Below are 24,537 nucleotides of genomic sequence, written 5' to 3' on the forward strand. Positions count from 1 at the left end.
CCCCTATTTCGCTGATAAAACTTTGTAGCTGACTATACGTGTGTTCCAGACGCAGGGCCTGGCATCGTCGGCCCACTGTTGGGTCGCCCATAACGTTACCCGGTCCAAGGGATCGAGCGCTGTCAACGTGCCGGCAGAGTTGCCCATTGGCACCATGTTCCTCTGGTTCAAGCAGGTATAGGGCTGCGTTCCCGCAACAACCGTTGTCGGGCCGGAGAAGGTGTTCGCCGGGTCTCCCTGCCGGCGGCTCCAAAGCAACACCGACAGATTTTCGCGTGCACTCGACGATGTACCGACGATGCCTAGATTTCCGGCATCGTCCACGCCAATGGTGCCAAACTCGACGTGATAGTCAGGGTTCGAGATTTTCCCCGTCTGGCTCACCCTGCACGCGGTCGCATTCGTGCAATCGAGCTCCACCCAGATCAATATGTTGTTGGGATCAACGCCCTGTGCTCCGCACGCTTCCAAGCACGGTCCCGTACCGAGAACGCCATACAGATGCGAGCCCCATTGGACGACATTCATCAGGCGGTGGCTTGCCGCGGCGCGCAGTGTGATTTCACTGCCAGCCTGCGGCACGGACATGGTCGGTCCGCAGCAGGGAGAATTGTAGAGCCATTTATTTTCCTTCGAACCGATGTCGGTTTTAATGATCTGCTCGGCTCCGCCCGCATTGTAAGTGCCGGTGACGCCATTCCACGTGAAGCTATTCACGACCCAATCAAACGAGAAATTGGTCGAGCGTTGGCAGGCATATTGAGCCACGCGGTCACAGCTCTTGTTGGCAAAGAATGCCGGCGCGGAAGCGGCCTTTGATGGATTGTGGTCCACCGCAGGAACAATATCCAGCGGCATGCTGTGAACACGATTGATGTTTTTCGGCGCATGGCCTTGCGCGATTGACTTCACCTCTTCTGGGGGAATAGCGAAACAGTCATAGGCCACGCCAGGCACGGTGTTTGGATTGTCGTCGCCGATGTGGCCGCCGCAGATGTAAACGCCATTTTTATCGTAACCCACTTTGACGGCAGGGTTGCGATCAAGGCAGGCGCCGCCCTGCAGGCAGGACAGGTAAGTGCCGCCCCACCCTTCCGTCGCATCCGAACTCGCGCTCACAAGCGTGCAGTCGTTTTTGCAGGTCACGGTGATGATCCACCGCTCAATGAACTCGTTATAGACGATATGCGGTTCGAACTGTTCCCCCTTCCCCTTCGACAGGGTCGGATCAAGCCCAGCACCGCGGATGAGCGCAGACAGCGGCGTGGATTTCAGCAGCTTGCCGGACGTGTCATATACATTGACGTTCTGCCATGTGACCTGCACGACCTGTTTGCCACTGGCGGCAACATCCATCTCCGCACGATCGCAATGGATAGGCGCGTTGTCTGATTTGCACACGTCCAGACCTGGCCCGCGATCGCCATCAAACGAGTGAACGGTCTGCGCACTCAATGCACCGGGCGTAAGCACGGGCAAAGCAATCGATAACGCAAATAGTAACTTCTTTCCCATTCGGGGATTCCACATCATGCGGCTCCGTGAACTAGCCAACCTTAGTTTGTCTTCTGGTCTTGCGATCAGAAGTTGAACGTCGTGGAGACAAGGAATGTGCGGGGCGCGCCAAGATAGAGATATCTGTTCGTCGACGCGCCCTGCCAATAGTTCTTGTTGAACACGTTCTCGACGGACAGGCGCAGCACGGCCGGCTTGTTGTTCCACGGCGTGGTGAATGTGTAGCGCGCCCCCACGTCGAAACGGGTCCAATCCGGTACGAGCAGGGCGTTGGGAGCGTCGGCGTAGAAGTTCCCGGTGTGGATCATGCGTCCTGTCAACGTCAGGCCTGGGAGGAACGACGTGTCCCATTCCGCGCCCAAATTGACTTGTACTTTCGGCACAGAGAATGTTCGCTTGCCGTCGTTGCTGCCCCCTTGGGTCTTCTCTTGCTTAGCATCAAGGAAGGTCGCACCACCGAGCACGCGAATGCTATCGGTTATGGAGCCGAAAGCGTTGAGCTCGATCCCGCGGACGCGGCTTTCGCCGTCCTGTGTCAGGAAATTTGCGCCATCGACCACAGAAAGCGGGCGGTTGATCTCGAAGGCGCTCACCGACGTGATGACCCTTCCCCAGTCCACTTTGATGCCAGCTTCAACCTGCTTGCTGCGATAGGGAGGCAGTACCGCGCCGGCATTGCGATATTGTGTACCGACCACGGAGCCTGGCTCCAGCCCCTGGACATAGTTCGCGTAGAGCGAGACGTTCTGTAGCGGTTTGAGGACCAAGCCGAAGGCGGGGCTCAGAGCGGAATCGTCCACGGCGGCGGTTTGTGAACCTGTCGCGGCGCTGTATGAGTTCGACTTGACATATTGCTTGCGCAAGCCGGCGGTCAGTTGCAGGCGATCGCCTAAGACCGACATGGTGTTGGCGACACCAATGCTGCTCAGAAACTGATCGGAGGTACGCGGAGGCGGCCCCACCCAAATGTTCGGAACGGCTGTCGGCACGGGATTGTAGATGTTCGACCTGAAGGCCACGCCCGTCGTATTTAAAATCCCGACTTCGTTCGAGGACTGCGAGACATTGAAATTGACTTGATGATGAATCGGGCCGGTATCAAACGTCCAGCGAAGCCCCGCCTGGATCGCTTGCCGCTGATGCTCCTGTCTGTTCAGACGCGGGTTGCCATTATAGGCGCCGTTCAGACTGGTGAGATTGACGTCGGAGTAGAGATATTTCGTCGTCCCGTGAACGATGCCGGCTTGCACATAAGCGGTGAGATTGTCGGTGACGTCGAGCTCGCCTTGGAGAAGGCCGAACGCTCCCTGATTGCGCCAGTAGCCCCACGTCGGGTTGAAGTTCTTTCCGGCGCTTGGGGGGGCGGGAACGGCGGTGAGCGTGGGCCCCAAAATCACGAAGCGCTGCATCACGTCGATATCATTATTCTCATAGCCAAAGTCCGCCGACAGACGAACCTTCTGACCACGATAGTCCAAGCCCAGGGTTGCGGAGCCGACCTCTTGCGATTGCTGGGTGATCTCCGTGCCGCCGCCACGATAGGCGCCATTGAAGCGCACGCCGAATTCTTTCTCAGGACCGTAGCGGCGGCCGATGTCGAGATGCGTGCCGAACTGAGACCGCGATGCGTATGTGTTGGTGATCTGCGTCAGCGGCTCATCCGCCGCCCGTTTGGTGACCAAGTTAATACTGCCACCTGGGCCACCGGCCACCGCCATACCATTCATCAACGCGGCGGGACCTCTGAGGACTTCGACCCGCTCAATGCCAATGAGCGACGCGGACGAGAAAGCCGATCCGATCCCGTAGAGCCCATTGACGCCATAGGCCGAGCTAGGAACGTCGAAACCGCGCATGAAGGCAAAGTCGAAACCATAAGCGCGAGGCACATTGGTGCGAATGGAGGAGTCGTTAGCGAAAACGTCCTCGAGTTTGCGCGCTTGCTGGTCTTGAATGACCTTCTGCGTATAGCTCGTCTGGCTGAAGGGCGTGTCCATGACGCTTCGATTGCCCAGCATGCCAAGCTGACCACCCGTCGCGACCTGTCCGCCCGCGTAAGATGGCGACAGCACCATCGTCGAGTTTCGATTGACCACCGCTGTCGCGGGATTGGGTTGCGACGTCTCTCGCGGCGGAATGACGACCGGCCGACGCGCGGCAGTGTTTCTTGGCGTTGTTGCAGAGGTGCGTCCTGAAGCTGCGGGACGAGCGCGGACGCGTTGGCTAGGCTTTTCGACGACGACCGCCGGCAGATGGCTCGCACCCGCGGCCTGCGACGCATCCTGCGCAACAGACTGGCTGGACGCCGACGGCAAAATCAACGCCGCGCTCACGCTGGAATAAAACAAAACTCGGTATCTGGCCCGTACTGTTCCCATAATCTCCATTGCCCCAAAGCCGATGATAGCGGCGCTGGTAGGGGCGACGGATAAACATCGCAAGGCGAATAAAGCACCTCGACAGTCGTATTTCGCTTCGTGATGCAACAACACAACATATTGTATTTATTCTATTTATTTGATTTCCGTAGAGGTACCGTGGATTGATTGCGGGGCTGATGTCGATCTGGAACGGGTTCGGTCTCTGTGCGTGGCGGCCGGCTAGCCAGCGATCGATCCGTTGAGACGAGCGTGTGTGCGATCAGAGCTCATCGGCTCAAACACCGATCAGCGGCGCTTAAGCGACATCGCATTCCATCTGAAAACGAAGGTCATTTGCACGCCATGCGTTACGCAGGCGGCGCTCGTTCTGGCGATGTCGTGAGCATCAAGCCACTTTGAAGGCAGATTCGGGCAAATCGCATTCGATCGAGCGCGATTTGCTTGAGGCGGGCGGCGGAGAAGTAGAAATCGGTTCTCCGCGAGAAAACCCATGCCTCATTTGGAAGTCGATCACATTCATGACTTCGGATCGATTCGATCCGAAGTCATAGTGCTCGCTCGCCCGCGCCAATTATTCCGCGTCGGGCTGCTTTTCCGGCACGGCGGCGGCGAAAGCCGGGTGTTTCAGGCAAGCCGCCTCGGCTTCGAGAATGCGCTTGAAGGCGGAAATGTCGGCGCCGAAGCGGCGCGCATTGACGAGCTGCGGCACCAGGCAGATGTCGGCCATGGTCGGTTGATCGCCAAAGCAGAACGGCCCCTTCTCATTGGCAATCAACGCCTCGCACGCCTTCAGGCCCTCATAGTTCACTTCCTTGGCCCAGCGCGTCACCTCCGCCGGCTCGACGCCGAAAGCGGCGAGCTTGTTGAGCGGCCCAAGGTTCTGCACCGGATGGATGTCGCAGGCGACCGCGTCAGCGAAGGCGCGCACCTTGGCCCGCGCGATCGGATCCTTCGGCAGCAACGGCGACTGCGGCACGGTTTCATCGAGCCATTCCATGATGGCGAGCGACTGGGTCAGCACGGTGCCATCGTCGAGCACGAGCGAGGGCACCAGGCCCTGCGGATTGATCTTGAGATAATCCTCGGCCTTGTGCTCGCCCTTACGCAGGTGGCGGAACGCATGTTCCACCTGAATGCCTTTGAGATTGAGCGCGATACGCACGCGATAAGACGCGCCGCTTCTGAAATAACCGATGAGTTTCATAGAACCTCCCGCAACCGACGGATGTGACATGCCCCGCTCGGGCGGGATTGCGGCGCAAGATACAGCCGAAGGCCAAGAGGTCAATTGCGGTCAGAGCAATTGGAGAACAGGGAGGCGCGCGCTATCATGTCGCCATGTCTCAGAGCGCCGAGAATCAGGGTTTCGCGCAATTCGACACGCCGGTCGGCGTGTGCACGATCGTGTGGACGCCAAACGGCATCGCCGCCTTGCGTTTGCCGGAGGCGAGCGCGGAGGTATCGCGCGCCCATATCGACAAGAGCTTCCCCGGTATCGAGGGAAAAGCACCCTCACCGGAAGCCGCCGCGGCCATCGCCGCCGTGCAGCAGCTGCTGCGCGGCGAGAAGACCGATCTTTCAACGATCCGGCTTGATCTGACAGGCGTGCCGGAACTCAATCGCGCCGTCTATGACATCGCCCGCGCCATCCCGCCGGGCGAAACGCGATCCTATGGCGACATCGCCAAACAGATCGGCAACGATCCGCTGTTGGCGCAGGCCGTCGGCCAGGCGCTTGGACGCAATCCGGTGACGATCATCGTGCCGTGCCATCGCGTGCTGGCGGCCGGCGGTAAGGTTGGCGGCTTCTCCGCCTTCGGCAGCATTCACACCAAGCGCAAGCTGCTGGCGATCGAGAGCGTGTTCAAGAGCGAACCGGATCTGTTCAATCGGCTGTAGTGCGAAGCCTCTAAAGCCAGCTTTCAGGATCACGCATACTGTGCACCATGGCAACCACGAGCACGCCGTCTGGCAGCGGCTCGTAGATGATGATGTAGCGCCCTTCGATCAAAATGCGCGGGTAGCGCTCAATTCAGGACGAGCTGTACCCATCAACGGGTAAGAAGCCGCGACTTCTACTTTGTGCATGATGCGAAAATGAAGAGCGTCGGCCGCACGCGGATTGTCGACGGCAATCGTCGTCCAGATTTCGAAAAGATCGTTTTGCGCGCGCGGCGTGAAACGAATGTCAGGCACGTCGCGTTTTTTTACGCTTGAAGTCTTGTAGTAGACCTTCAGCCGTCACGTCCTGTCCGGCGCCGCTCGCCATGCCCTCGGCATAAGCCTGCCTCAGACGCGCGAGATCAAGCGTGCGCATTTCCTCGCGCTGCTCCCACAGACGCAGTGCCTCGCGGATCACTTCGCTATTGGACGCGTAATCACCGGTCTCAACTGCCTGCTGAATGCGGCTCGCCTGTTGCGGCGAGAGAGAAATGGTCATGGTGCGCATGGTCGATATCCTCGCCCCCACATCCAATATAGAGCGCCCCACAAGAATTAACAAGAATTGTTGGTTTTTAATTGCGAGGGGCAAACAGGATGACGGCCGCGCCGACGAGGCAGATGGCGCCTCCGGTCATGTCCCAGCGATCCGGGCGCTGACCTTCGACAAGCCCTATCCAGGCGATGGATGCCGCAATATAGACGCCGCCGTAAGCCGCGTAGGCGCGGCCGGCCGTATCGCTTTCGATGCGTGTCAGCAGGTAGGCAAAAGTCGCGAGCGCCAGCAACGCCGGCACCAGCCAGAGGATGGAGGCGGCACGGCGCAGCCACATCCAGAAGGCGAAGCAGCCGGCAATCTCGGCCAAAGCCGCCGCCAGATAGATCGCCAGCGAAAAGCCGATTTGCGCCATCGCCGGCGCTACATGTTCGGATAGTTGGGGCCGCCGCCGCCTTCCGGCACGACCCAATTGATGTTCTGCGCCGGATCCTTGATGTCGCAGGTTTTGCAGTGGACGCAGTTCTGCGCATTGATGACGAAGCGCGGATCGGTCTTCTTCACATCGTCCGCATAGAGCACTTCATAGACGCCGGCCGGGCAATAAAGCCGCGCCGGTTCGCCATACTCAGGCAGGTTCTCGCGGATCGGGATCGACGGATCGGCGAGCTTGAGGTGGACCGGCTGGTCCTCCTCGTGATTGGTGCTCGACAGGAAGACCGACGACAATTTGTCGAAGGAAATCTTTCCATCGGGGCGCGGATAAACGATGGGCTTGACCTGCGACAGCGGCTTCAACGTGGCGAAGTCAGGCTTGCCATGTTTCAGCGTGCCCAAGGGCGAGAAGCCAAACAGCTGGTTGATCCACATATCAATGCCGCCAAGGCCGATACCGATCATGGTGCCCAGCTTCGACCACAGCGGCTTGACGTTGCGCACCTTGTAGAGATCGCGGCCAATGTCGGAGGCGCGCCACGCTTCCTCGTAGCCAAGAAGTTCATCGTGGCTGCGGCCGGCTGCCAGCGCCTTCGCCACATGTTCGGCGGCGAGCATGCCGGAGAGAATGGCGTTGTGCGATCCCTTGATGCGCGGCACGTTGACGAAGCCGGCCGCGCAGCCAACGAGCGCACCGCCGGGGAAACACAGTTTCGGCACGCTCTGATAACCGCCCTCGGTGATGGCGCGCGCGCCATAGGCGATGCGCTTGCCGCCCTCGAAGGTCGGCGCGATCATCGGATGGGTCTTGAAGCGCTGGAATTCGTCAAAGGGAGACAGAGTCGGATTCGAATAATTCAAATGCACGACGAAACCGACAGACACCAAACCGTCCTCGAAATGATAGAGGAAGGAGCCACCGCCGGTGTCGTTGCTGAGCGGCCAACCAAAGGAATGCTGCACGAGACCCGGCTGATGTTTCGCCGGATCGATCTGCCATAGCTCCTTCAAGCCGATGCCATATTTCTGCGGCTCACGATCGGCGGAAAGTTCGAAACGCGCGATGGCCTGTTTGCTGAGCGACCCCCGCGCGCCTTCCGCCAACAAAGTATATTTGCCGCGCAATTCCATGCCGCGGGTGAAGCCGTCCTTGTGCTTGCCGTCGCGGGCAACGCCCATGTCACCGGTGGCGATGCCCCGCACGGCGCCGTTGTCGTCATAAAGCAGCTCGGCGGCAGCGAAGCCCGGATAGATTTCGACGCCGAGCGCCTCGGCGTGGGTGGCGAGATAGCGCGTCACATTGGCGAGCGAGCCGACGAAGTTGCCGTGATTGTTCATCAGGCGCGGCATCAGAATGTTCGGCAAGCGCACGCCGCCCGAGGGGCCGAGCAGATAGAAACGATCGGCACTGACCTGGGTGGTCAGCGGCCGCGCTTCGTCCTCGCGCCAGTCGGGCAGCAGCCGGTCGAGGCCGATCGGATCGATCACCGCGCCGGACAGGATATGGGCGCCGACCTCGGAGCCCTTTTCAACCACGACGACACTCGCTTCCGGCGCCACCTGTTTGAGGTGGATGGCCGCGGCCAAACCAGCCGGACCGCCGCCGACCACGACAACGTCGTAATCCATGCCCTCGCGTTCGGGCAGTTCGGCAGTATCGGTGTCAGCCATGGCTTTGTGATCCCGTTATTGTCCCCTGATGGTTCATACATAAACCACCCATTCCATACTAGAAGGATTATCGGTTCGGCGGGCTCAGGCAAAGCCGGGTTTTGGTCCGGCACCGGTCCGATTTTGGACCATCCCAAACGATTTTGCCGCTTTTCGCGATCTCCCCGGAAAACAGTACGGCCCCTCCCCACCGAATCGCGGGAAGAGGCCGGAAGAAGTGGCAGCCCCTGCCCGGCTTACGCCGTGCTGGCGGCGGCCTTGCCGAGCGCCGCCTGTGCCGCCGCGAGGCGGGCGATCGGCACGCGGTACGGCGAGCAGGAGACGTAGTCGAGGCCGACCTTTTCGCAGAACTGGATCGAAGCCGGATCGCCGCCGTGTTCGCCGCAGATGCCGAGCTTGATGCCGGGACGGGTCTTGTTGCCGCGCTCGGCCGCGATCTTCACCAGTTCGCCGACACCTTCCTGATCAAGGGTGACGAACGGATCAGCCGCCAGAATGCCCTTGGTCGTATAGGGACCAAGGAACGAAGCCGCATCGTCGCGCGAAATGCCCAGTGCGGTCTGCGTCAGATCGTTGGTGCCGAAGGAGAAGAATTCGGCGGTCTTGGCGATCTCACCGGCCAGCAAAGCGGCGCGCGGTAGTTCGATCATCGTGCCGACGATATAGGGCACTTTGACACCGGTTTCCTGCTCGACCGCGGCCGCCATCGCGTCGATGCGCGCCTTGGTCAGATCGAGTTCCGCCTTAGTCATCACCAGCGGCACCATGACTTCGGCGATCACCGGCTGGCCTGTCTTCTTGCTGGCTTCGACCGCGCCCTCGAAAATGGCGCGCGCCTGCATTTCAGCGATCTCGGGATAGGCAATGGCGATGCGCACGCCACGGAAGCCGAGCATCGGATTGAACTCATGCAGTTCGGCCGCGCGGCGCTTGAGTTTGTCGGCGCTGGTGTTCATCGCCTTCGCCACTTCGGCGATTTCCTCCTCCGTATGAGGCAGGAATTCGTGCAGCGGCGGATCGAGCAGACGGATCGTCACCGGCAGGCCAGACATGATCTCGAACAGTTCGGCAAAATCCTTGCGCTGCATCGGCAGCAGTTTGGCGAGCGCGGCGCGGCGGCCCTTTTCGTCGTCGGCGAGAATCATCTCGCGCACGGCGATGATGCGGTCGCCTTCAAAGAACATATGTTCGGTACGGCACAGACCAATGCCGTCAGCGCCGAAGTTGCGCGCCACGCGCGCATCAGCCGGCGTTTCGGCATTGGTGCGCACTTTCATGCGCCGCACCTTGTCGGCCCAGCTCATCAAAGTGGCGAATTCGCCGGAGAGCTCCGGCTCCAACATCGGCACCGCGCCATGCAACACCTGGCCGGTCGAGCCATCGATGGTGATGATGTCGCCCTTGCGCAAAGTCTTGCCGGAGGCAACCAACACGCCCTGATTGTAGTCGACACGAACGGAACCGGCGCCAGACACGCAGGGCTTGCCCATGCCGCGCGCCACCACGGCGGCGTGCGACGTCATGCCACCACGGGTGGTGAGAATGCCTTCGGCAGCGTGCATGCCGTGAATATCTTCCGGCGACGTCTCGACGCGCACCAGAATGACTTTGTGGCCAGCCGCTTTCAGGGTTTCGGCCTCATCCGAATTGAAGACGATCTCGCCCGAGGCAGCGCCTGGCGATGCCGGCAAGCCGGTCGCGAGAATATCGCGCTTGGCTTTCGGATCGATGGTCGGATGCAGCAATTGATCGAGCGCCGCCGGCTCGACTTTGCCGACCGCTTCGTTTTGGGTGATCAGACCTTCATTGGCCATTTCGACGGCGATGCGCAAAGCGGCTTTGGCGGTGCGTTTGCCGTTGCGCGTCTGCAGCATCCACAATTTGCCGCGTTCGACGGTGAACTCCATGTCCTGCATGTCGCGATAGTGCTTTTCGAGCAGCTGCGTGACGCGAACGAATGCATTGTAGCACTCCGGCAGCGCCGTCTCCATCGACGGCTTGTCGGAACCGGCGGCCTTGCGTGCCAGCTCGGTGATGTTCTGCGGCGTGCGAATGCCGGCGACCACGTCCTCGCCCTGGGCGTTGATCAGGAACTCGCCATAGAGTTCTCTCTCGCCGGTCGAGGGGTTGCGGGTGAAGGCAACGCCGGTGGCCGACGTATCGCCCATATTGCCGAAGACCATCGCCTGCACGGTGACGGCCGTGCCCCAACTCTCCGGAATCGAATTCAGGCGACGATAGGTGATGGCGCGCTGGTTCATCCATGAGGAGAACACCGCGCCGACCGCGCCCCACAATTGCTCGCGCGGATCCTGCGGGAACGGCTTGCCGCTCTCGCGCGCCACGACTTCCTTGTACTGGCCGACGAGAACACGCCAATCGGCCTCACCAAGATCCGTGTCGAGGGTGAAGCCCTTGCGGTCTTTATACTCGTCGAGCAGGTCCTCGAAATTGTGGTGATCGATATCGAGCACCACGTTCGAATACATCTGGATGAAACGGCGATAGGAATCCCAGGCGAAACGCGTGTCGCCGGCATTCTTGGCGATGGCATCGACGGTGGTGTCGTTGAGGCCGAGATTGAGCACGGTGTCCATCATGCCAGGCATCGAGGCGCGGGCGCCCGAGCGCACCGACACCAGGAGCGGATTGGCATTGTCGCCGAACGCGCGGTCGGCGATCTTGCCGACATGGGCGAGCGCATCCTCGACTGCCTGTTTCAGCTCAGCCGGATAGGTTTTGCCGTTGGCGTAGAACCAAGTGCACAATTCAGTGGTGATGGTGAAACCGGGAGGAACCGGCAGGCCCAGATTGGCCATTTCAGCGAGGTTAGCGCCCTTGCCGCCCAGGAGATTGCGCATCTCGCCGGCGCCTTCAGCCTTGCCGTCACCGAATGTGTAGACCCACTTGCTCATAGATTCTGGCCTCTTAGGAGCTCACCAAGGCCTTTGCCCCCATGCGGCGGCAGGGCCTATGCCGGGCAGATGTTTGACGCAAAGCAGCAAAATGCGCAATCGACCGGATGGCGGGCATCACCGGAATCGTGAATTTTCGTAAAAGGCTAGTAAATTTCGTGGGTTACGATTTATTGGACGAACCGGCCCGACTGAGAGCGCGGCGCAAGGTCACGCCAAAGCCGACCCAGGCCCAACCGCGCATGATCAACTCGACACCCAGCATGACGCCGAGCAGGACCAGATTCTCTCCTGGCCAACGGGTGACGATGAGCACGCCGATCAAAGCGGTGATGGCCGCCGAGAGCGGCATGACGGCGCTGCGGTGGGCGAGCGACAAAGCAAAATCGCAGCGCAGGCGCACGATCCCAGCCGCCAGAATACAAATACCGGCCAATCCCGATAGCCACGCGATCGACAGATAAGGCGCCGCGATAACGAAGATGCCGGCAGCGACATTCAGCGCCGCGGCGCGTGCCCAGGGCGTGGTGCGCGCATCGTCGCCGCGCGCATTATGCCCGATGCCAAGTTCAAATACGCCGCCCACCACCATCAAGAGGCCGACCGGAATGAGAGAAACCACCCGCGACTGGGTGATGATCGCCACCACGGCGACGCCCAACAGGACCAGGATGAAGCCAATGACCGTCAGCGCCCGCGCACGCGGCGCGAGGCGCGCCACTGCGGTTAGGAGATAAGCACGGAAGGCATCGCGCTCCGCAGCATCGGTGGTGGACTTGTCAGTCACCGGCGCGGCTCCGCAATTTTTGCCGCGTATTTCCTGCAGCGTATTTCCTCATGGTCCTCCCGGCCGCCGAAAGCTGCGTATCAGGCCGCAGCGGCGATCACGCTCCCATAGGCGCTGGACGCGATCCTGTCCACGACCGCGCGTCTTTTTATGACCGGAAAATCGGCCGGTTGCGGCTCAGCACAACCCCAGGACGAGGCTCGGTTTGCGATCGCCATTTGCCGCGACGCGATCTGGCGAGAGTTCTGCCGGCAGCCGCTTGTTCTTCAGATGGGCGACAAAATAGTGGCTCGCATCCTGCGTGAGCCGCGCCTTGATCAGATCGCGCCCAGCGGATGTCTCGACGGTCGCGATCTGGGCCGGCATAACAAAACCATAGGGCCCGCCCGGCTCGGCGCCGCGCTCCAGCCAATAGGCATCGTAATCGCTGGTGCGACGCTCGATGACATGCTGGGCATTGTTGATGGCGTGAATGGTTTCAATATCAAAGGCCGTGGCGAGGCTGCGCACCGCCAAAAGCAGCGCATCCTTGGGGCGCAGGCCGTGCAAATCCCTGGTCGCCGCGACGACGGCCCGCTTGCCATCCTTGCTGCCCTGTAAGCCGCCGATCGCGACCATCGGCTTGCCGTCGATTTCGCCCAGAAGCAGCGCGATCTTACCCAGCAGCAGACCGTCGGCCCGCTCCAGCACCAGGCCAAGTTCGCCCTCGCGGGTCATGGCCAGACGCGTGGTGTTGCAAATGTTCAGGCGATAACTCTCGCGTTTGCCCTGCAAGGTCACGATCGTCTGCGGCTGAAAGGAACAGGCGGCCCTGACCAGCCGCTCATCGGCCAGATCGGCCAAGAGCCGATAGTGCGCCAGCATAAGCTTGACCCGATGGCGCGGCGTCAGACCGTTCAGGCCGTAATTGCGCAGGGGCTTGTTGAGCACGCGGGTCGGCGGCAGCGTATCGGCATAACGGTGGAAATAACGGCAGATAAAGGCGCTCCACAGCAAAGCCGAACGGGGGGCCAGGGGGGCGCGAAGCAGCCACATCCGCTCGGCCTTGGTAAATTGACCAGCAAACAGCGCACGGAAATGCGTGGCAATGTCCGCCACGGTCAAACTCAGATTCAACGACTGACTAGACGACACAACGAAGCCCCTCATCCCCGCACCGACAGACCACAGCGCAGCCCGACATCACAATGCCGTGATTGACTGACAACTAACTGACAGATTTGAAGAATTCCTATCTCTATCAAGTTCAGAATTCCTTAACCAAGACCCGGAGACGGGTGCTCCCGCCCAATTCAACCGGCACCCGACGCACCTGTGCGCGGACAATGGCCTGCGTTGCATTACAGGAACCTTACAGAACCGTAATGTTGCTTCAGATTTGGCTCCGCAGCCTGAGGCAGGGCCGGATCGCCAGCAGTTTCGCGACCTTCCTGAGGGGAAGGAGGCCTAAACGGCGCGAAACCGCCATGTCCTTGACATCCCGGCCCTTAGGCAACATGGCGGATGGCGTGGGTTGGCGAACTGGTGTAAGCCGGCGCTAGGCGACACCACCTTGGCCTTATTTGTCGAGATATCCGGGTCCGCAGTGACAAAAACTTCGAAAACGCCGCTTCTCGACCGGGTTCCGACCCCCGACAAGTTGCGGGAACTTTCCCCTGGCGACCTGCCGCAACTGGCGGACGAATTACGCCAGGAGACGATCGACGCGGTTTCCGTGACCGGCGGCCATCTTGGCGCCGGACTGGGCGTTGTTGAGCTGACCGTCGCCCTGCACTATGTCTTCAACACGCCGGCGGACCGGCTGATCTGGGACGTCGGCCATCAGGCCTATCCACACAAGATTCTCACCGGCCGGCGCGACCGGATCCGGACACTGCGCCAGGCTGGCGGCCTGTCGGGCTTCACCCGCCGCGCCGAAAGCCCTTACGACCCCTTCGGCGCCGCCCATTCCTCGACGTCGATTTCGGCGGGCCTTGGCATGGCGGTGGCGCGCGATCTGTCCGAAGGCACCAACAACGTCGTCTGCGTCATCGGCGACGGCGCCCTGTCGGCCGGCATGGTCTACGAGGCGATGAACAACGCCGGCCATCTGCATTCGCGCCTGGTCGTCATTCTCAACGACAACGACATGTCGATCGCGCCGCCGACCGGCGCCATGTCTGCCTATCTGGCGCGTCTGGTCTCAGGCGGCGCCTATCGCAGCATCCGCGAAGCGGCCAAGCAGCTCGCCACGCACCTGCCGAACTTCCTCTACAAAAAGGCCAAGAAGGCGGAAGCCTTCTCGCGCGGCTATTGGATGGGCGGCACGCTGTTCGAGGAACTGGGTTTCTATTATGTCGGCCCGATCGACGGCCATAACCTCGATCATCTGCTGCCCGTGCTGAAGAACGTGCGCGACAATGCGCACGGCCCGGTGCTGGTGCATGTGGTGACGAAAAAGGGCAAGGGCTATCCGCCGGCCGAGGCGTCCGACGACAAATATCATGGCGTCAACACGTTCGACGTCGTCACCGGCGCGCAGGCAAAGCCCAAGGCCAACGCGCCGTCCTATACCAGAGTGTTCGCCGAGAGCCTGATCACCGAGGCCCGGCACGACGACAAGATCGTCGCCATCACCGCCGCCATGCCCTCAGGCACCGGGCTCGACCTGTTCGGCCAGGCTTTCCCGACGCGCACTTTCGATGTCGGCATCGCCGAACAGCATGCGGTGACCTTCGCCGCCGGCCTCGCCACCGAGGGCTACAAACCCTTCTGCGCCATCTATTCCACCTTCCTGCAGCGCGGCTACGACCAGGTCGTGCATGACGTGGCGATCCAGAATCTGCCGGTGCGCTTCGCGCTCGATCGCGCCGGCCTCGTCGGCGCCGACGGCCCCACCCACGCGGGCGCCTTCGATGTCGCCTATCTCACCTGCCTGCCGAACATGGTGGTGATGGCGGCGGCCGATGAAGCCGAGCTGGTGCATATGGTGGCGACCGCCGCCGCACATAATTCCGGACCGATCGCGCTGCGTTATCCGCGCGGCGAAGGCGTCGGCGTCGAACTGCCGGCGCGCGGCGACGTGTTGGAGATCGGCAAGGGCCGCATCTTGCGTCAAGGCACGCAGATCGCCCTGCTGTCGCTGGGCACACGGCTCAAGGAAGCGCTGAAGGCAGCGGAGGACCTGGCCGCCCATGGGCTATCGGCGACCGTTGCCGATGCGCGCTTCGCCAAACCGCTCGACATGGATCTGTTGCGCAAGCTCGCCACTCAGCATGACGTGCTCATCACCATCGAGGAAGGCTCGATCGGCGGTTTCGGTTCGCATGTGCTGCAAGCCCTGAGCGACGACGGCCTGCTCGATAGCGGTCAGCTCAAAGTGCGCGCCATGGTGCTGCCCGACATATATATGGAGCAGGACAAGCCGGAGCGCATGTATGCGCAGGCCGGCCTCGATGCCCAGGCTATCGTCACCAAAGTGCTCGACCTGCTCGGCCGCGCCGATGAAGCACGCGGCATGATTGCATGAAACCGGCGGACGACAAGACAGCGCCTGCGCAGGAGACGTCGCAAGGCTCTTCACAAGCTTCGTCGCAAGCCTCGTCGCATTCCTCGTCACCTGCGATGGCGCTGTGGTTCGCCTCGATGCCGGCGCTGTTCGTCATCTTCTGGTCGACCGGCTTCATCGCCGGCAAGCTCGGCCTCGTCTCGGCCGCGCCTTTCACCATGTTGCTCATCCGCTTCATCATCGTCGTGGTGCTTCTGACGATCGTCGCGCTGGTCATGCGCGCGCCCTGGCCGCGCCGCCAGGATCTGCTGACGATTTCCATCGGCGGGATTTTCGTCCATGCCGGTTATCTTGGCGCGACATTCGCCGCCCTTTCGCTCGGCGTCGAAGCCGGCGTCTCCTCACTGATGGCGGGCCTGCAACCGCTGCTCACCGCCGTGCTCGCGGCTCCCTTTTTGGGCGAGCACACCACGAAGCGGCAATGGGCTGGCCTTTTCATCGGGCTCGCCGGCACGGCGCTCGTGGTGTGGAACAAGCTCGGCCTCGGGCTCGGCACACCGATCGGCATGTTCTTCGCCTTCATGTCGGCGGTGTTCATGACCAGCGGCACGCTGTGGCAGAAGAAGTTCGGCGGCCGGATGGACCTGCGCACCGGATCGGTGGTGCAATTCGTCGCCTCGTCGATCGTCATCCTGCCGCTCGCCGCGATGGAAGATTTCCGCCACACCTGGACGCCGGAGCTGATCATCTCCATGGCCTGGCTGTGCATCGTGCTCTCGGTGGGCACGATCACCCTGCTGTTCATCCTGATCCGGCGTGGTGCGGCAGCGACGGTGGCGAGCCTGTTCTTCCTGGTCCCGCCGACGACGGCGCTGATGGCCTATTTCCTGTTCCACGAGACGCTTGGCCCAATATCTTTCGCCGGCATGGCGCTCGTCGTCGTCGCCGTCGCCATGGTGACGTGGAAGCCGCGCGCCAACTGAGCGCCACTTGACACCCTCTTCCTGCCGGTTCGATAGTTTCGCAAAGGTTGGGAGGACAGAGGAACATGATCATTCGTGCCGCTGCGGTGGCCTGTACTCTGTTCGCGCTCGCAACAACGGCGAGCGCACAGACCTCACCGAAGACCTTGGTCGTCATGTCGCCTTTCAATCCGGGGGCGGCGACCGACATCGCCTATCGCGCCTGGGGCGAAGCCCTGCAAAAGGTCGGTGGGCCGAACATTCTCATCAATCCAAAGCCAGGCGGTCAGGGCCAGATGGCCGCCGCAGCCGCGCAAACGCCGGCTCCCGCTGGCATGATGAACGCGATGATTGCCGATAACGCTGGCTTCACCGTCTACCCGCATCTGTTCAAATCGCTCACCTACAATCCAGAGGCGGACTTCAAGCCGGTGAGCCTGCTCTATCGCTCGCCGCTGTTCCTTGCGGTGCCGGCGCGGACGAAAGAAACGTCGCTCAAGGCGTTCGTGGCGGCGCTGAAGACAAGTGGCGCCCCGGTTCGTTACGGTACGCAAGCGATCGGCGCCAGCGGCCACATTCTTGGCAGCGCTCTGTCGCTCGCCACCGGCATTCCAATGGTCGCCGTACATTACAAGGGCGGTGGCCCCGCCGCGCAGGATCTCGCGGCTGGCGAGATCGACTTCTTCTTCAATAGCTATCCACCCTTTAAAGCGTTTGTGACGCAAAACAGGATTCACATCCTCGCCGTCACCTCCGATGCCCGACAGAAGGACTTTCCCGACATACCGACCGTCGCGGAAAGTGGCTTTCCAATGCTTGCCATGGAAGTGTGGTTCGGTCTCGCTTTGCCCAAGACCGCAAGCGACGCTTATGTCGAAGAGCTTTCCGGCTATTTCGCCAAGGCTTTGGCGCAAACCGACATCACTGAGAAACTTGCAGACTTTGGGCTGATCGCCGCCGTCAATACGCCGGCGCAGTTCCGAACTCTCGTCAAGACGGATTCGGACGCCGCCGCGCAAATCATTCGCGACGCCGGCATCAAGGCGGAATAACCATGGCCGACACGCTCGTCGATGTTCACGCGCATTTCCTCACCGATGGCTATTGTGACGCCCTGCGCAGTGCGGGTTATCATACGGTCGACGGCTTTCCGCTTGCGCCCTGGTCGAGCCATGATGCGCTCGCCTTCATGGACGCCAATGGCGTAGGCCTGCAACTTCTCTCGATTTCCTCCCCGGGAGTGGCGTTCAGTTCGCGCCCGGCGGAGCTGGCGCGCGCGACGAATGTCGAACTGGCGAACCACCGCGACGCACATCCTTCGCGATTTGGCGGCTTCGCCATCACGCCGCTTCCCGACGTCGCCGCCGCGATCGCGGAAGCACGGCACGCGTTCGATACATTGCATCTCGAAGGCTTGACCCTGCAGACCAATTACGACGGCGTCTATCTCGGCGATCCGCGGCTCGATCCGTTCTTTGAAGTCCTAGAAGCCTGCCAGGCCGCGTGCTTCGTGCATCCGATCGCTCCGCCCGGCTTCAACATGAACCGTCTCGGCTTCCCCGGGCCCACGCTGGAATATCCGTTCGATACCATGCGCATGGTTGTGAACATGGTCGCCAACGGCTTCATGCGGAAATTCCCTTCCGTGAAAATCATTGTATCGCATGGTGGTGGCGCGACGCCGTTTCTCGCGGGACGCATGGCACGGCATATCGCGCGCTTCTCGAAACTGACGCCGACAATCACGGACGAAGAGATCTCCGGCGCGTTGCGGTCGCTCTATTACGAGACCGCCTCCTGCGCGGACACAACGACGCTCACCGCCCTCTGCGGTTTCGCGGCGCCCGACCGGATTCTTTTCGGCAGCGACTATCCGTTCATTCCCGAGGGGCCTGCCTCGCGGGCGGCAAAATTCACCACGGCCTTCGCTCCGCTCGATCAGGCGACCGATGCGGCCTGGCGGCGACGCAACGCCACGCGGCTTTTTCCAGCCCTGAACCGTTAAATGGCGCCCCGGAAGCCACAGCCAAACCGCCATCCCTCAATCTAAGGCATACTGATACTCTTGACGCCCCCGCCCCTGCTGGGTTGAATGCGGCCGGAGCCGCCGCCCCTTCGCGCGGCGTGTGAGGAGAGCAGGAATGAATCCCAAAGGTCTGGTTGCCGTCGTCACCGGCGGTGCCTCGGGGCTTGGCGAAGCCACCGCCCGGCGTCTCGCCGCCAACGGCGCCAAGGTGGCGATCGTCGATCGCGATTTGGATCGCGGCAACAAGGTCGCGGGCGAGATCGGCGGCAAGGCATTCCGCGTCGACGTGTCGAGCGCCAGCGAGGCCGAAGCGTTCTTTGCCGCTCTACCGAAGGAACTCGGCGATCCGCGTATCCTCGTCAATTGCGCCGGCATCGCCGTGGCCAAACGCATGGTCGGGCGCGATGGCCCACATCCGCTCGACGAATTCGCCAAGGTGATCGCGGTCAACCTCAACGGCTCCTACAATATGATGCGCTTGGCTGGCGCTGCCATGTGCAAGCTCGAACCGCTCGAGACCAGCGAACGTGGCGTGATGATCTCGACCGCTTCCGTCGCCGCCTACGACGGCCAGATCGGCCAGACCGCTTATGCGGCCTCCAAAGGTGGCATTGTCGCGCTGACCCTGCCGATCGCCCGCGAGATGGCGCAATTCGGCGTGCGCGCGCTGGCCATTGCGCCAGGCCTGTTCCGCACACCGCTGCTGGAACAACTGCCGCAGGAAGCGCAGGATTCGCTGGCCGTCGCCATCCCCTTCCCGCATCGCCTGGGCTGGCCCGACGAATATGCCTCGCTCGCCTTGCAGATGGTGGAAAACCCCTACCTCAACGGCGAAGTGGTGCGCCTCGACGGCTCGCTGCGCATGGCGCCAAGATAACGTGGCGCCAAGATAATCAGTAGCGTCATCTATTTGATTGCTTACTTGATTTCTTGCGTGAAGCGCAGCGCCGTCGCGAACATGCCTTGCCGGTAGTAGAAGCGATGGCCAAGGGAATTCGACATCGGCGTATCGAGCAACAGTTTGCCGCAGCCCTGCCTGCGGCATTCGTCCCGCAAGCGATCCATCAGCTGGGCGCCAAAACCGCTTGAGCGTTCGCGCTCGGCCGTCACGAGATCGTCCACGTACATATGCTTGCCGTGGACGATGTTGTGATTGATCCGGAAACCCGCCAGAGCGCGAATCTCACCGTCATCGAACAACGCCAACAACCGATAGCCGGTGCCTGACAAATCGCGCCAGAGCCGCGCGAACTTTTCGGCGCTCTCAAGCTCCGGCCGCAGCGCATACATGATCGGATAGCAGGCGGCGGCGTCTTCTTCCGTGGTGATTTCGCGAATCTCGATCGACATGGGAGCGTTCCCTTCCCGTACTTTTACAAAGGCAGAACAAACGGGCACGGGCAGCAAACAGTGATTCGTGCCGGTTCTGTACTGTGTTTGGTGCACCAGTCCCATTCTGGACAGCGGCTGGCATCGCAACACGCAAGGGATTGTCAACCATCTGGCACGGTGCTCTCACAGGCCCTCGACGATGCGCAGGTCGCGCACGCAAGCGCCGGCCAGTATTTCGAGAGCCGCCTGATAGGCCCGGCTGTCGTAGGTCGCCTGCGCATCGGCGAGCGAGTTGAATTCGATGATGACGACATTCTGTTTGATACCGGCCTCATAGACCCTGGCGGGCATATTTCCGGCCAGAACGTGGCCGCCCCCCGCCTTGATCACCGGCACCGCGGCGCGGGCATAGGCCGCGACTTTGCCCGGATCGGACACCGAATGATACAGGCTGACCCAGTAAGCCTTAGCCATGTTCATCCCCTGTCGCCGGACCTGCCGATGGGCAAAGCCAGCACGATTATAGCCCTTTGCCGTCTGATGGCATCATCAAACGCTGCAAAGATGCGTCAAAACAGAAAACAGGGAGAAGCCTGTACAAACGAAAAGCGGGGCCGCTGCCAGCCCCGCTTCTCACTTCAACCGAATACTGATCGACCTAAATCGTCGTCTCAGAGGCCTTCGACGATACGCATGTCGCGGATGCAGCCGCCATCGAGCGCCGCGAGCGCCGCTTTATAGGCCGCGCTGTCATGGGTTTTCTCGGCCGCCGCGACGCTGTCGAACTCGATCAGCACCGTGCGCTGCACCAGACCCGCCTCATAAGCCTTGGCGGCCTGGCCACGCGCCAGAAAACGGCCGCCGCCGGCCTCAATCGCCGGCCCCGCCAGCTTGGCATAAGCGGCCATTTTGTCGGTGTCGGTCACAGCATGATAGGCGGCGATCCAATAGGCCTTGGCCATTCTTTTCTCCCAGAGAGTACATTGTCGCAAAAGGCCATCGCCTTTGTCGGCAAAATGACAGGGGGCACGCAGGAGAGCAAGAGCGCGCGCAAAGGCGCGAATAGCAACCAATCCGTAATCCTTTGCCCTTGAATTCCCTCATTCTTGCCGCCATCTTGCCGCGCGGCGGCAGGATGGCTATCCCTGTCTCGCCGTCGGGCGCCGTGCGTCCGATCCAAAACAGGCCAGCCCAAGGGGGAAATCATATGTCGCTCGTCGAGGCCCGCGGTCTCGTGAAACGCTTTGGTTCGTTCACAGCCGTGAACGACGTATCGTTTTCCGTACAGCGCGGCGAAGTCGTCGGTTTTCTCGGCCCCAATGGTGCCGGCAAATCCACCACCATGAAAATCATCGCCGGCTTCCTTGAGCCCAATGCGGGGGAAGCCTTTCTTGATGGCCACAACACCCGCACCGACGCGATGGCGGCACGCAGGATCCTCGGTTATCTGCCGGAAGGCGCCCCCGCCTATCCCGACATGACCGTCGGCGATTTCCTCGAATTCGTCGCCAGCATGCGCGGCCTCGACAAGGCGACGGCGCGCAACCGCCTCGGCTTCCTGGTCGATCGCATCGATCTTGCCGAAGTGTGGAACCGCCGCATCGATGCCTTATCGAAGGGTTTTAAGCGCCGCGTCGGCATCGCCCAGGCGCTGGTGCACGATCCGGCCATTCTCATTCTCGATGAGCCGACCGACGGCCTCGATCCGAACCAGAAACATGAGATGCGCGAGCTGATCCGCGAACTGGCGCCAGAGAAAGCCATCGTCGTTTCGACTCATATTCTGGAAGAGGTCGAGGCGATCTGCACGCGTGCGCTGATCATCGCCAGAGGCAGCATTCTTGCCGACGGCACGCCGGCCGACCTGCTCGCCCGGGCGCCCACGGCCGATCCGAACCGGTCGCAAATGGTCAAGACCACGAAGCTCGAAGACGCGTTCCGCGCCATCACCCTGGAACAGGCCGGAGCCTGACCTTCATGAAAACCATTCTGCTCGTCTTCCGTCGCGAATTCGCCGGCTATTTCGCCACGCCCATCGCGGGCGTCTTTCTGGTCGTCTTTTTGGGCATGGCCACTGGCCTCACCTTCTTTGTCGCCAGCTTCTTTGATCGCGGCCAAGCCGATCTCTCAGCCTTCTTCCTGTGGCATCCCTGGCTTTATCTGATCCTGATGCCGGCGATCGGCATGCGCCTGTGGGCGGAAGAACGCCGGGCCGGCACCATCGAGTTGTTGATGACGCTGCCGGTGCAGCCGTGGCAGATCGTCGTCGGCAAATGGCTCGCCGCCTGGGTCTTCGCGGGCCTCGCGCTGGTGTTGACCATGCCGCTGTGGATCACGGTCAACTATCTCGGCTCGCCCGACAATGGTGTGATCCTCGCCTCCTATATCGGCTCCTGGCTGATGGCCGGCGCCTTCCTCGCCATCTCGGCCGCCGTCTCGGCGCTGACCAAGAACCAGGTCCTGGCCTTTATCGGCGCCGTCGTCGTCGGCTTCCTGTTCGTCATGGCCGGCTTCGATCTGGTGCTCGCCGCCGTCAAGCCATGGGCGCCGCAGGTGATCGTGCAGGCGATCTCGTCCATGTCCTTCATCGGCCATTTCCAGCGCATCACCGATGGCGTTCTGGAAATTCCCGCTCTGATTTTCTTCGTCACTCTCATCGTGTTTGCGCTGTGGCTCAACGTGCGCATCCTCGAAGTCAAGAAAGCCGCGTGAGACAACCATGACCGGCAAAAAATCCTTCGGCACCGGCCGCCTCGTCATCATCGCCGCCATTCTCGGGGCGATCATCTTTGGCTGCGTCAATATCGTTTCGGGCCAGTTGTTCCGCAGCGCCCGCATCGATCTGACCGACCAGCATCTCTTCTCTCTGTCCCAGGGCACACGCACCCTGATCGGCGACCTCAACGAGCCGATCCGCTTCCGCTTCTTCATGTCGTCGGGCCTGACCAAGGAGGCGCCGCAACTCGCCGCCTTCGCCAGCCGCGTGCGCTCCATGCTCGACGCCTATGTGGCCGGCTCGAAGGGCCGCATCGCGCTGGAGACGATCGACGCCAAGCCCTATTCGGAAGATGAAGACCGGGCCGTTGCCTTCGGCATCAGCCCGATCCGTTCTTCCACCGGCGACCGGCTGTTCTTCGGCCTGGCCGCCACCAACTCCACAGACGGCAAATCGGTCATCGCCTCGTTCTCGCCGGAGCGCGAAGCGTTCCTTGAATACGATCTGACGCGCCTCGTTGCCGAACTGGGCAAGCGCGGCAAGCCGGTCGTCGCCCTGTTCGATGGTCTCGGCCTCTCGGCCAATCCGCAGATGGGCCTGCGCGAAGCGCAGGTGCTGACGCAGATGAAGCAGTTCTTCGACGTCAAGCCGGTGGAAGGCGAAGTCGAGGAGTTGCCTGAGAACACCCGCGTCGTGATGGTCGTTCATCCGCAGAACCTGACCGACAAGACGCAGTATACGCTCGACCAATGGGCGATGAATGGCGGCGCCACGCTGATCTTCGTCGATCCCAATGCCGAGAACCAGATCGGCCCGCGCGGCGCACCGCCGCCGGACGCCTCCTCCGACCTGCCGAAACTGTTCAAGGCCTGGGGCGTCGTCTACGACGTCAAGAAAACCGTCGCCGATCCGACCTATGCACTGCAGACCGAGCGCGCTATCGACGGCCGGCCGACCCCCATGTTGAATCTGCCGTGGCTGGCGCTGCGCAATGAGGCCCTGCGCAAGAATGAAGCCATTCTGGCGCAGCTCTCGGCCATCGTGGTGACGAGTGCCGGCGCGTTCGACACCAATAAGGATGGCGTGACGCTGCGGCCGCTGATGACCGCTTCGGCCGAGGGCGGTTTGCTGCCCGTGGCGGAAACGAAGGAGCGCACCGCCGACATGCGCAAGCTCGCGACCCAAATAGAGAGGGGCAAGACACCGCCGGTAATCGCCGGTCGCCTCACCGGAACGCTCGAAAGCGCCTTCCCCGCCAAGCCCGAGGGTTCGACCCGCAAGGAAGAGCATATCGCCAAGGCGACCAAGCCGGCCAATATCATCCTCGTCGGCGACGCCGACATGGTGATGGACCGCAACTGGGTGCAGCGGCGCAATATGCTCGGCACGGAAGTGGCGCAGGCCTTCGCCAACAATGGCGACTTCGTCATCAACGCGATCGAGCAGATGTCGGGTGGCGTGGCGCTGGCGGACCTGCGCGGGCGCGGCGTGTCCTGGCGGCCGTTCGAACGTATCCAGACGATGGAAGCCGAGGCCAACCAGCGCTACAGCGCCAAGGAGCAGCAATTGCAGGCGCGCTTGAAGGAGGCCGAAACCAAGTTGCAGGAACTTGGACGCGGCGGCCAGCAGGGCAATGAAGTGCTGACGCCGCAACAGGTCGAAACGATCGAGAAGTTCAAGACCGAAGTGCTGGCAACGCGCGAGGAGCTGCGCGCGACGCAGTTCGCGCTGCGCAGCGACGTCGATCGCCTCAAGTCGTCCCTGACGGCGCTGAACGTCGCCGGCGTGCCTATCATCGCCGGCCTGATCGCCTTGTTCTTCGCCCTGCGCCGCTCACGGCGCGAGCCCCCGAAACCGTCCGCCTGAGGATGAA

22 protein-coding genes are annotated in these 24,537 nt (G+C 61.6%); 9 read left to right on the forward strand and 13 right to left on the reverse strand.

Annotated elements, in window-relative coordinates; genetic code table 11:
* Positions 1-3 precede the first annotated feature (3 nt).
* The 3 genes from BLW50_RS15505 to maiA all read right to left on the reverse strand — a co-directional run bounded on the left by BLW50_RS15505 (position 4) and on the right by maiA (position 5,100).
* Positions 4-1,515 (reverse strand): hypothetical protein, encoded by a 1,512-nt coding sequence (locus BLW50_RS15505; protein WP_244544263.1) that lies wholly within the window; start codon positions 1,513-1,515, stop codon positions 4-6.
* A 65-nt stretch (positions 1,516-1,580) separates the two neighbouring features.
* Positions 1,581-3,836: a TonB-dependent receptor gene (locus tag BLW50_RS15510; protein WP_244544264.1), complete on the reverse strand. Its 2,256-nt coding sequence runs from the start codon at positions 3,834-3,836 to the stop codon at positions 1,581-1,583.
* A 631-nt stretch (positions 3,837-4,467) separates the two neighbouring features.
* Positions 4,468-5,100, reverse strand: a complete 633-nt coding sequence (gene maiA / locus BLW50_RS15520) for a maleylacetoacetate isomerase (protein ID WP_090704163.1) — start codon at positions 5,098-5,100, stop codon at positions 4,468-4,470.
* A gap of 134 nt (positions 5,101-5,234) precedes the next feature.
* Between maiA and BLW50_RS15525 the strand changes: the two genes are divergently transcribed.
* A complete protein-coding gene (locus BLW50_RS15525) occupies positions 5,235-5,795 on the forward strand; it encodes a methylated-DNA--[protein]-cysteine S-methyltransferase (RefSeq protein WP_090704165.1) in 561 nt (186 codons plus the stop codon).
* A 108-nt stretch (positions 5,796-5,903) separates the two neighbouring features.
* Here the strand turns inward: BLW50_RS15525 and BLW50_RS31090 are convergent, their stop codons facing one another.
* From BLW50_RS31090 to BLW50_RS15560, 7 genes are all read right to left on the reverse strand, one after another.
* On the reverse strand, positions 5,904-6,092 hold the full coding sequence (locus tag BLW50_RS31090) for a type II toxin-antitoxin system RelE/ParE family toxin (protein ID WP_244544265.1): 189 nt from the start codon (positions 6,090-6,092) through the stop codon (positions 5,904-5,906).
* Entirely contained in the window at positions 6,085-6,345 is a 261-nt protein-coding gene (locus BLW50_RS15535; RefSeq protein WP_090709192.1) for a type II toxin-antitoxin system ParD family antitoxin, read from the reverse strand. The genes BLW50_RS31090 and BLW50_RS15535 overlap by 8 nt, the downstream gene beginning before the upstream one ends.
* A gap of 67 nt (positions 6,346-6,412) precedes the next feature.
* A complete protein-coding gene (locus BLW50_RS15540; protein ID WP_090704167.1) occupies positions 6,413-6,748 on the reverse strand; it encodes a YnfA family protein in 336 nt (111 codons plus the stop codon).
* 8 nt (positions 6,749-6,756) lie between these two features.
* Complete coding sequence (locus tag BLW50_RS15545; RefSeq protein WP_170850174.1) at positions 6,757-8,439, reverse strand: electron transfer flavoprotein-ubiquinone oxidoreductase; 1,683 nt, start codon at positions 8,437-8,439, stop codon at positions 6,757-6,759.
* Positions 8,440-8,675: 236 nt separating this feature from the next.
* Positions 8,676-11,354 (reverse strand): pyruvate, phosphate dikinase, encoded by a 2,679-nt coding sequence (gene ppdK, locus BLW50_RS15550; protein ID WP_090704169.1) that lies wholly within the window; start codon positions 11,352-11,354, stop codon positions 8,676-8,678.
* 163 nt (positions 11,355-11,517) lie between these two features.
* Positions 11,518-12,141, reverse strand: a complete 624-nt coding sequence (locus tag BLW50_RS15555; RefSeq protein WP_090704171.1) for an HdeD family acid-resistance protein — start codon at positions 12,139-12,141, stop codon at positions 11,518-11,520.
* A 177-nt stretch (positions 12,142-12,318) separates the two neighbouring features.
* Positions 12,319-13,239: a DUF535 family protein gene (locus BLW50_RS15560; protein WP_170850175.1), complete on the reverse strand. Its 921-nt coding sequence runs from the start codon at positions 13,237-13,239 to the stop codon at positions 12,319-12,321.
* A gap of 487 nt (positions 13,240-13,726) precedes the next feature.
* Here BLW50_RS15560 and dxs point away from each other — a divergent pair, with 487 nt between their 5' ends.
* The 5 genes from dxs to BLW50_RS15585 all read left to right on the forward strand — a co-directional run bounded on the left by dxs (position 13,727) and on the right by BLW50_RS15585 (position 19,493).
* Positions 13,727-15,649, forward strand: coding sequence for a 1-deoxy-D-xylulose-5-phosphate synthase (dxs, locus tag BLW50_RS15565; RefSeq protein WP_090704175.1), 1,923 nt, complete (start codon positions 13,727-13,729; stop codon positions 15,647-15,649).
* On the forward strand, positions 15,646-16,611 hold the full coding sequence (locus BLW50_RS15570; protein WP_210186085.1) for a DMT family transporter: 966 nt from the start codon (positions 15,646-15,648) through the stop codon (positions 16,609-16,611). Before dxs ends, BLW50_RS15570 begins: the two co-directional genes overlap by 4 nt.
* 65 nt (positions 16,612-16,676) lie before the next feature.
* On the forward strand, positions 16,677-17,642 hold the full coding sequence (locus tag BLW50_RS15575; RefSeq protein WP_090704177.1) for a Bug family tripartite tricarboxylate transporter substrate binding protein: 966 nt from the start codon (positions 16,677-16,679) through the stop codon (positions 17,640-17,642).
* A 2-nt stretch (positions 17,643-17,644) separates the two neighbouring features.
* Positions 17,645-18,595 carry an amidohydrolase family protein gene (locus BLW50_RS15580; RefSeq protein ID WP_090704180.1) on the forward strand — a complete coding sequence of 317 codons (951 nt, stop codon included), beginning with the start codon at positions 17,645-17,647 and terminating at the stop codon, positions 18,593-18,595.
* Between the two features lie 136 nt (positions 18,596-18,731).
* Complete coding sequence (locus tag BLW50_RS15585) at positions 18,732-19,493, forward strand: SDR family NAD(P)-dependent oxidoreductase (RefSeq protein ID WP_090704181.1); 762 nt, start codon at positions 18,732-18,734, stop codon at positions 19,491-19,493.
* A 41-nt stretch (positions 19,494-19,534) separates the two neighbouring features.
* Here BLW50_RS15585 and BLW50_RS15590 read toward each other — a convergent pair whose 3' ends face one another.
* The 3 genes from BLW50_RS15590 to BLW50_RS15600 all read right to left on the reverse strand — a co-directional run bounded on the left by BLW50_RS15590 (position 19,535) and on the right by BLW50_RS15600 (position 20,910).
* Positions 19,535-19,966 (reverse strand): GNAT family N-acetyltransferase, encoded by a 432-nt coding sequence (locus tag BLW50_RS15590; RefSeq protein WP_090704183.1) that lies wholly within the window; start codon positions 19,964-19,966, stop codon positions 19,535-19,537.
* Between the two features lie 165 nt (positions 19,967-20,131).
* Positions 20,132-20,422, reverse strand: a complete 291-nt coding sequence (locus tag BLW50_RS15595) for a DUF1330 domain-containing protein (RefSeq protein ID WP_090709196.1) — start codon at positions 20,420-20,422, stop codon at positions 20,132-20,134.
* 197 nt (positions 20,423-20,619) lie between these two features.
* Positions 20,620-20,910 carry a DUF1330 domain-containing protein gene (locus tag BLW50_RS15600; protein WP_090704185.1) on the reverse strand — a complete coding sequence of 97 codons (291 nt, stop codon included), beginning with the start codon at positions 20,908-20,910 and terminating at the stop codon, positions 20,620-20,622.
* A gap of 245 nt (positions 20,911-21,155) precedes the next feature.
* Here BLW50_RS15600 and BLW50_RS15605 point away from each other — a divergent pair, with 245 nt between their 5' ends.
* From BLW50_RS15605 to BLW50_RS15615, 3 genes are read left to right on the forward strand one after another with little or no spacing between them, the layout of a single operon-like run.
* Complete coding sequence (locus tag BLW50_RS15605) at positions 21,156-21,920, forward strand: ABC transporter ATP-binding protein (RefSeq protein WP_090704186.1); 765 nt, start codon at positions 21,156-21,158, stop codon at positions 21,918-21,920.
* Positions 21,921-21,925: 5 nt separating this feature from the next.
* Positions 21,926-22,660: an ABC transporter permease subunit gene (locus tag BLW50_RS15610; protein WP_090704188.1), complete on the forward strand. Its 735-nt coding sequence runs from the start codon at positions 21,926-21,928 to the stop codon at positions 22,658-22,660.
* Positions 22,661-22,667: 7 nt separating this feature from the next.
* Positions 22,668-24,530 carry a GldG family protein gene (locus tag BLW50_RS15615; RefSeq protein ID WP_090704190.1) on the forward strand — a complete coding sequence of 621 codons (1,863 nt, stop codon included), beginning with the start codon at positions 22,668-22,670 and terminating at the stop codon, positions 24,528-24,530.
* Positions 24,531-24,537: the final 7 nt, after the last annotated feature.

The organism is Beijerinckia sp. 28-YEA-48 (genome assembly GCF_900104955.1).
Lineage (GTDB): Bacteria > Pseudomonadota > Alphaproteobacteria > Rhizobiales > Beijerinckiaceae > Terripilifer.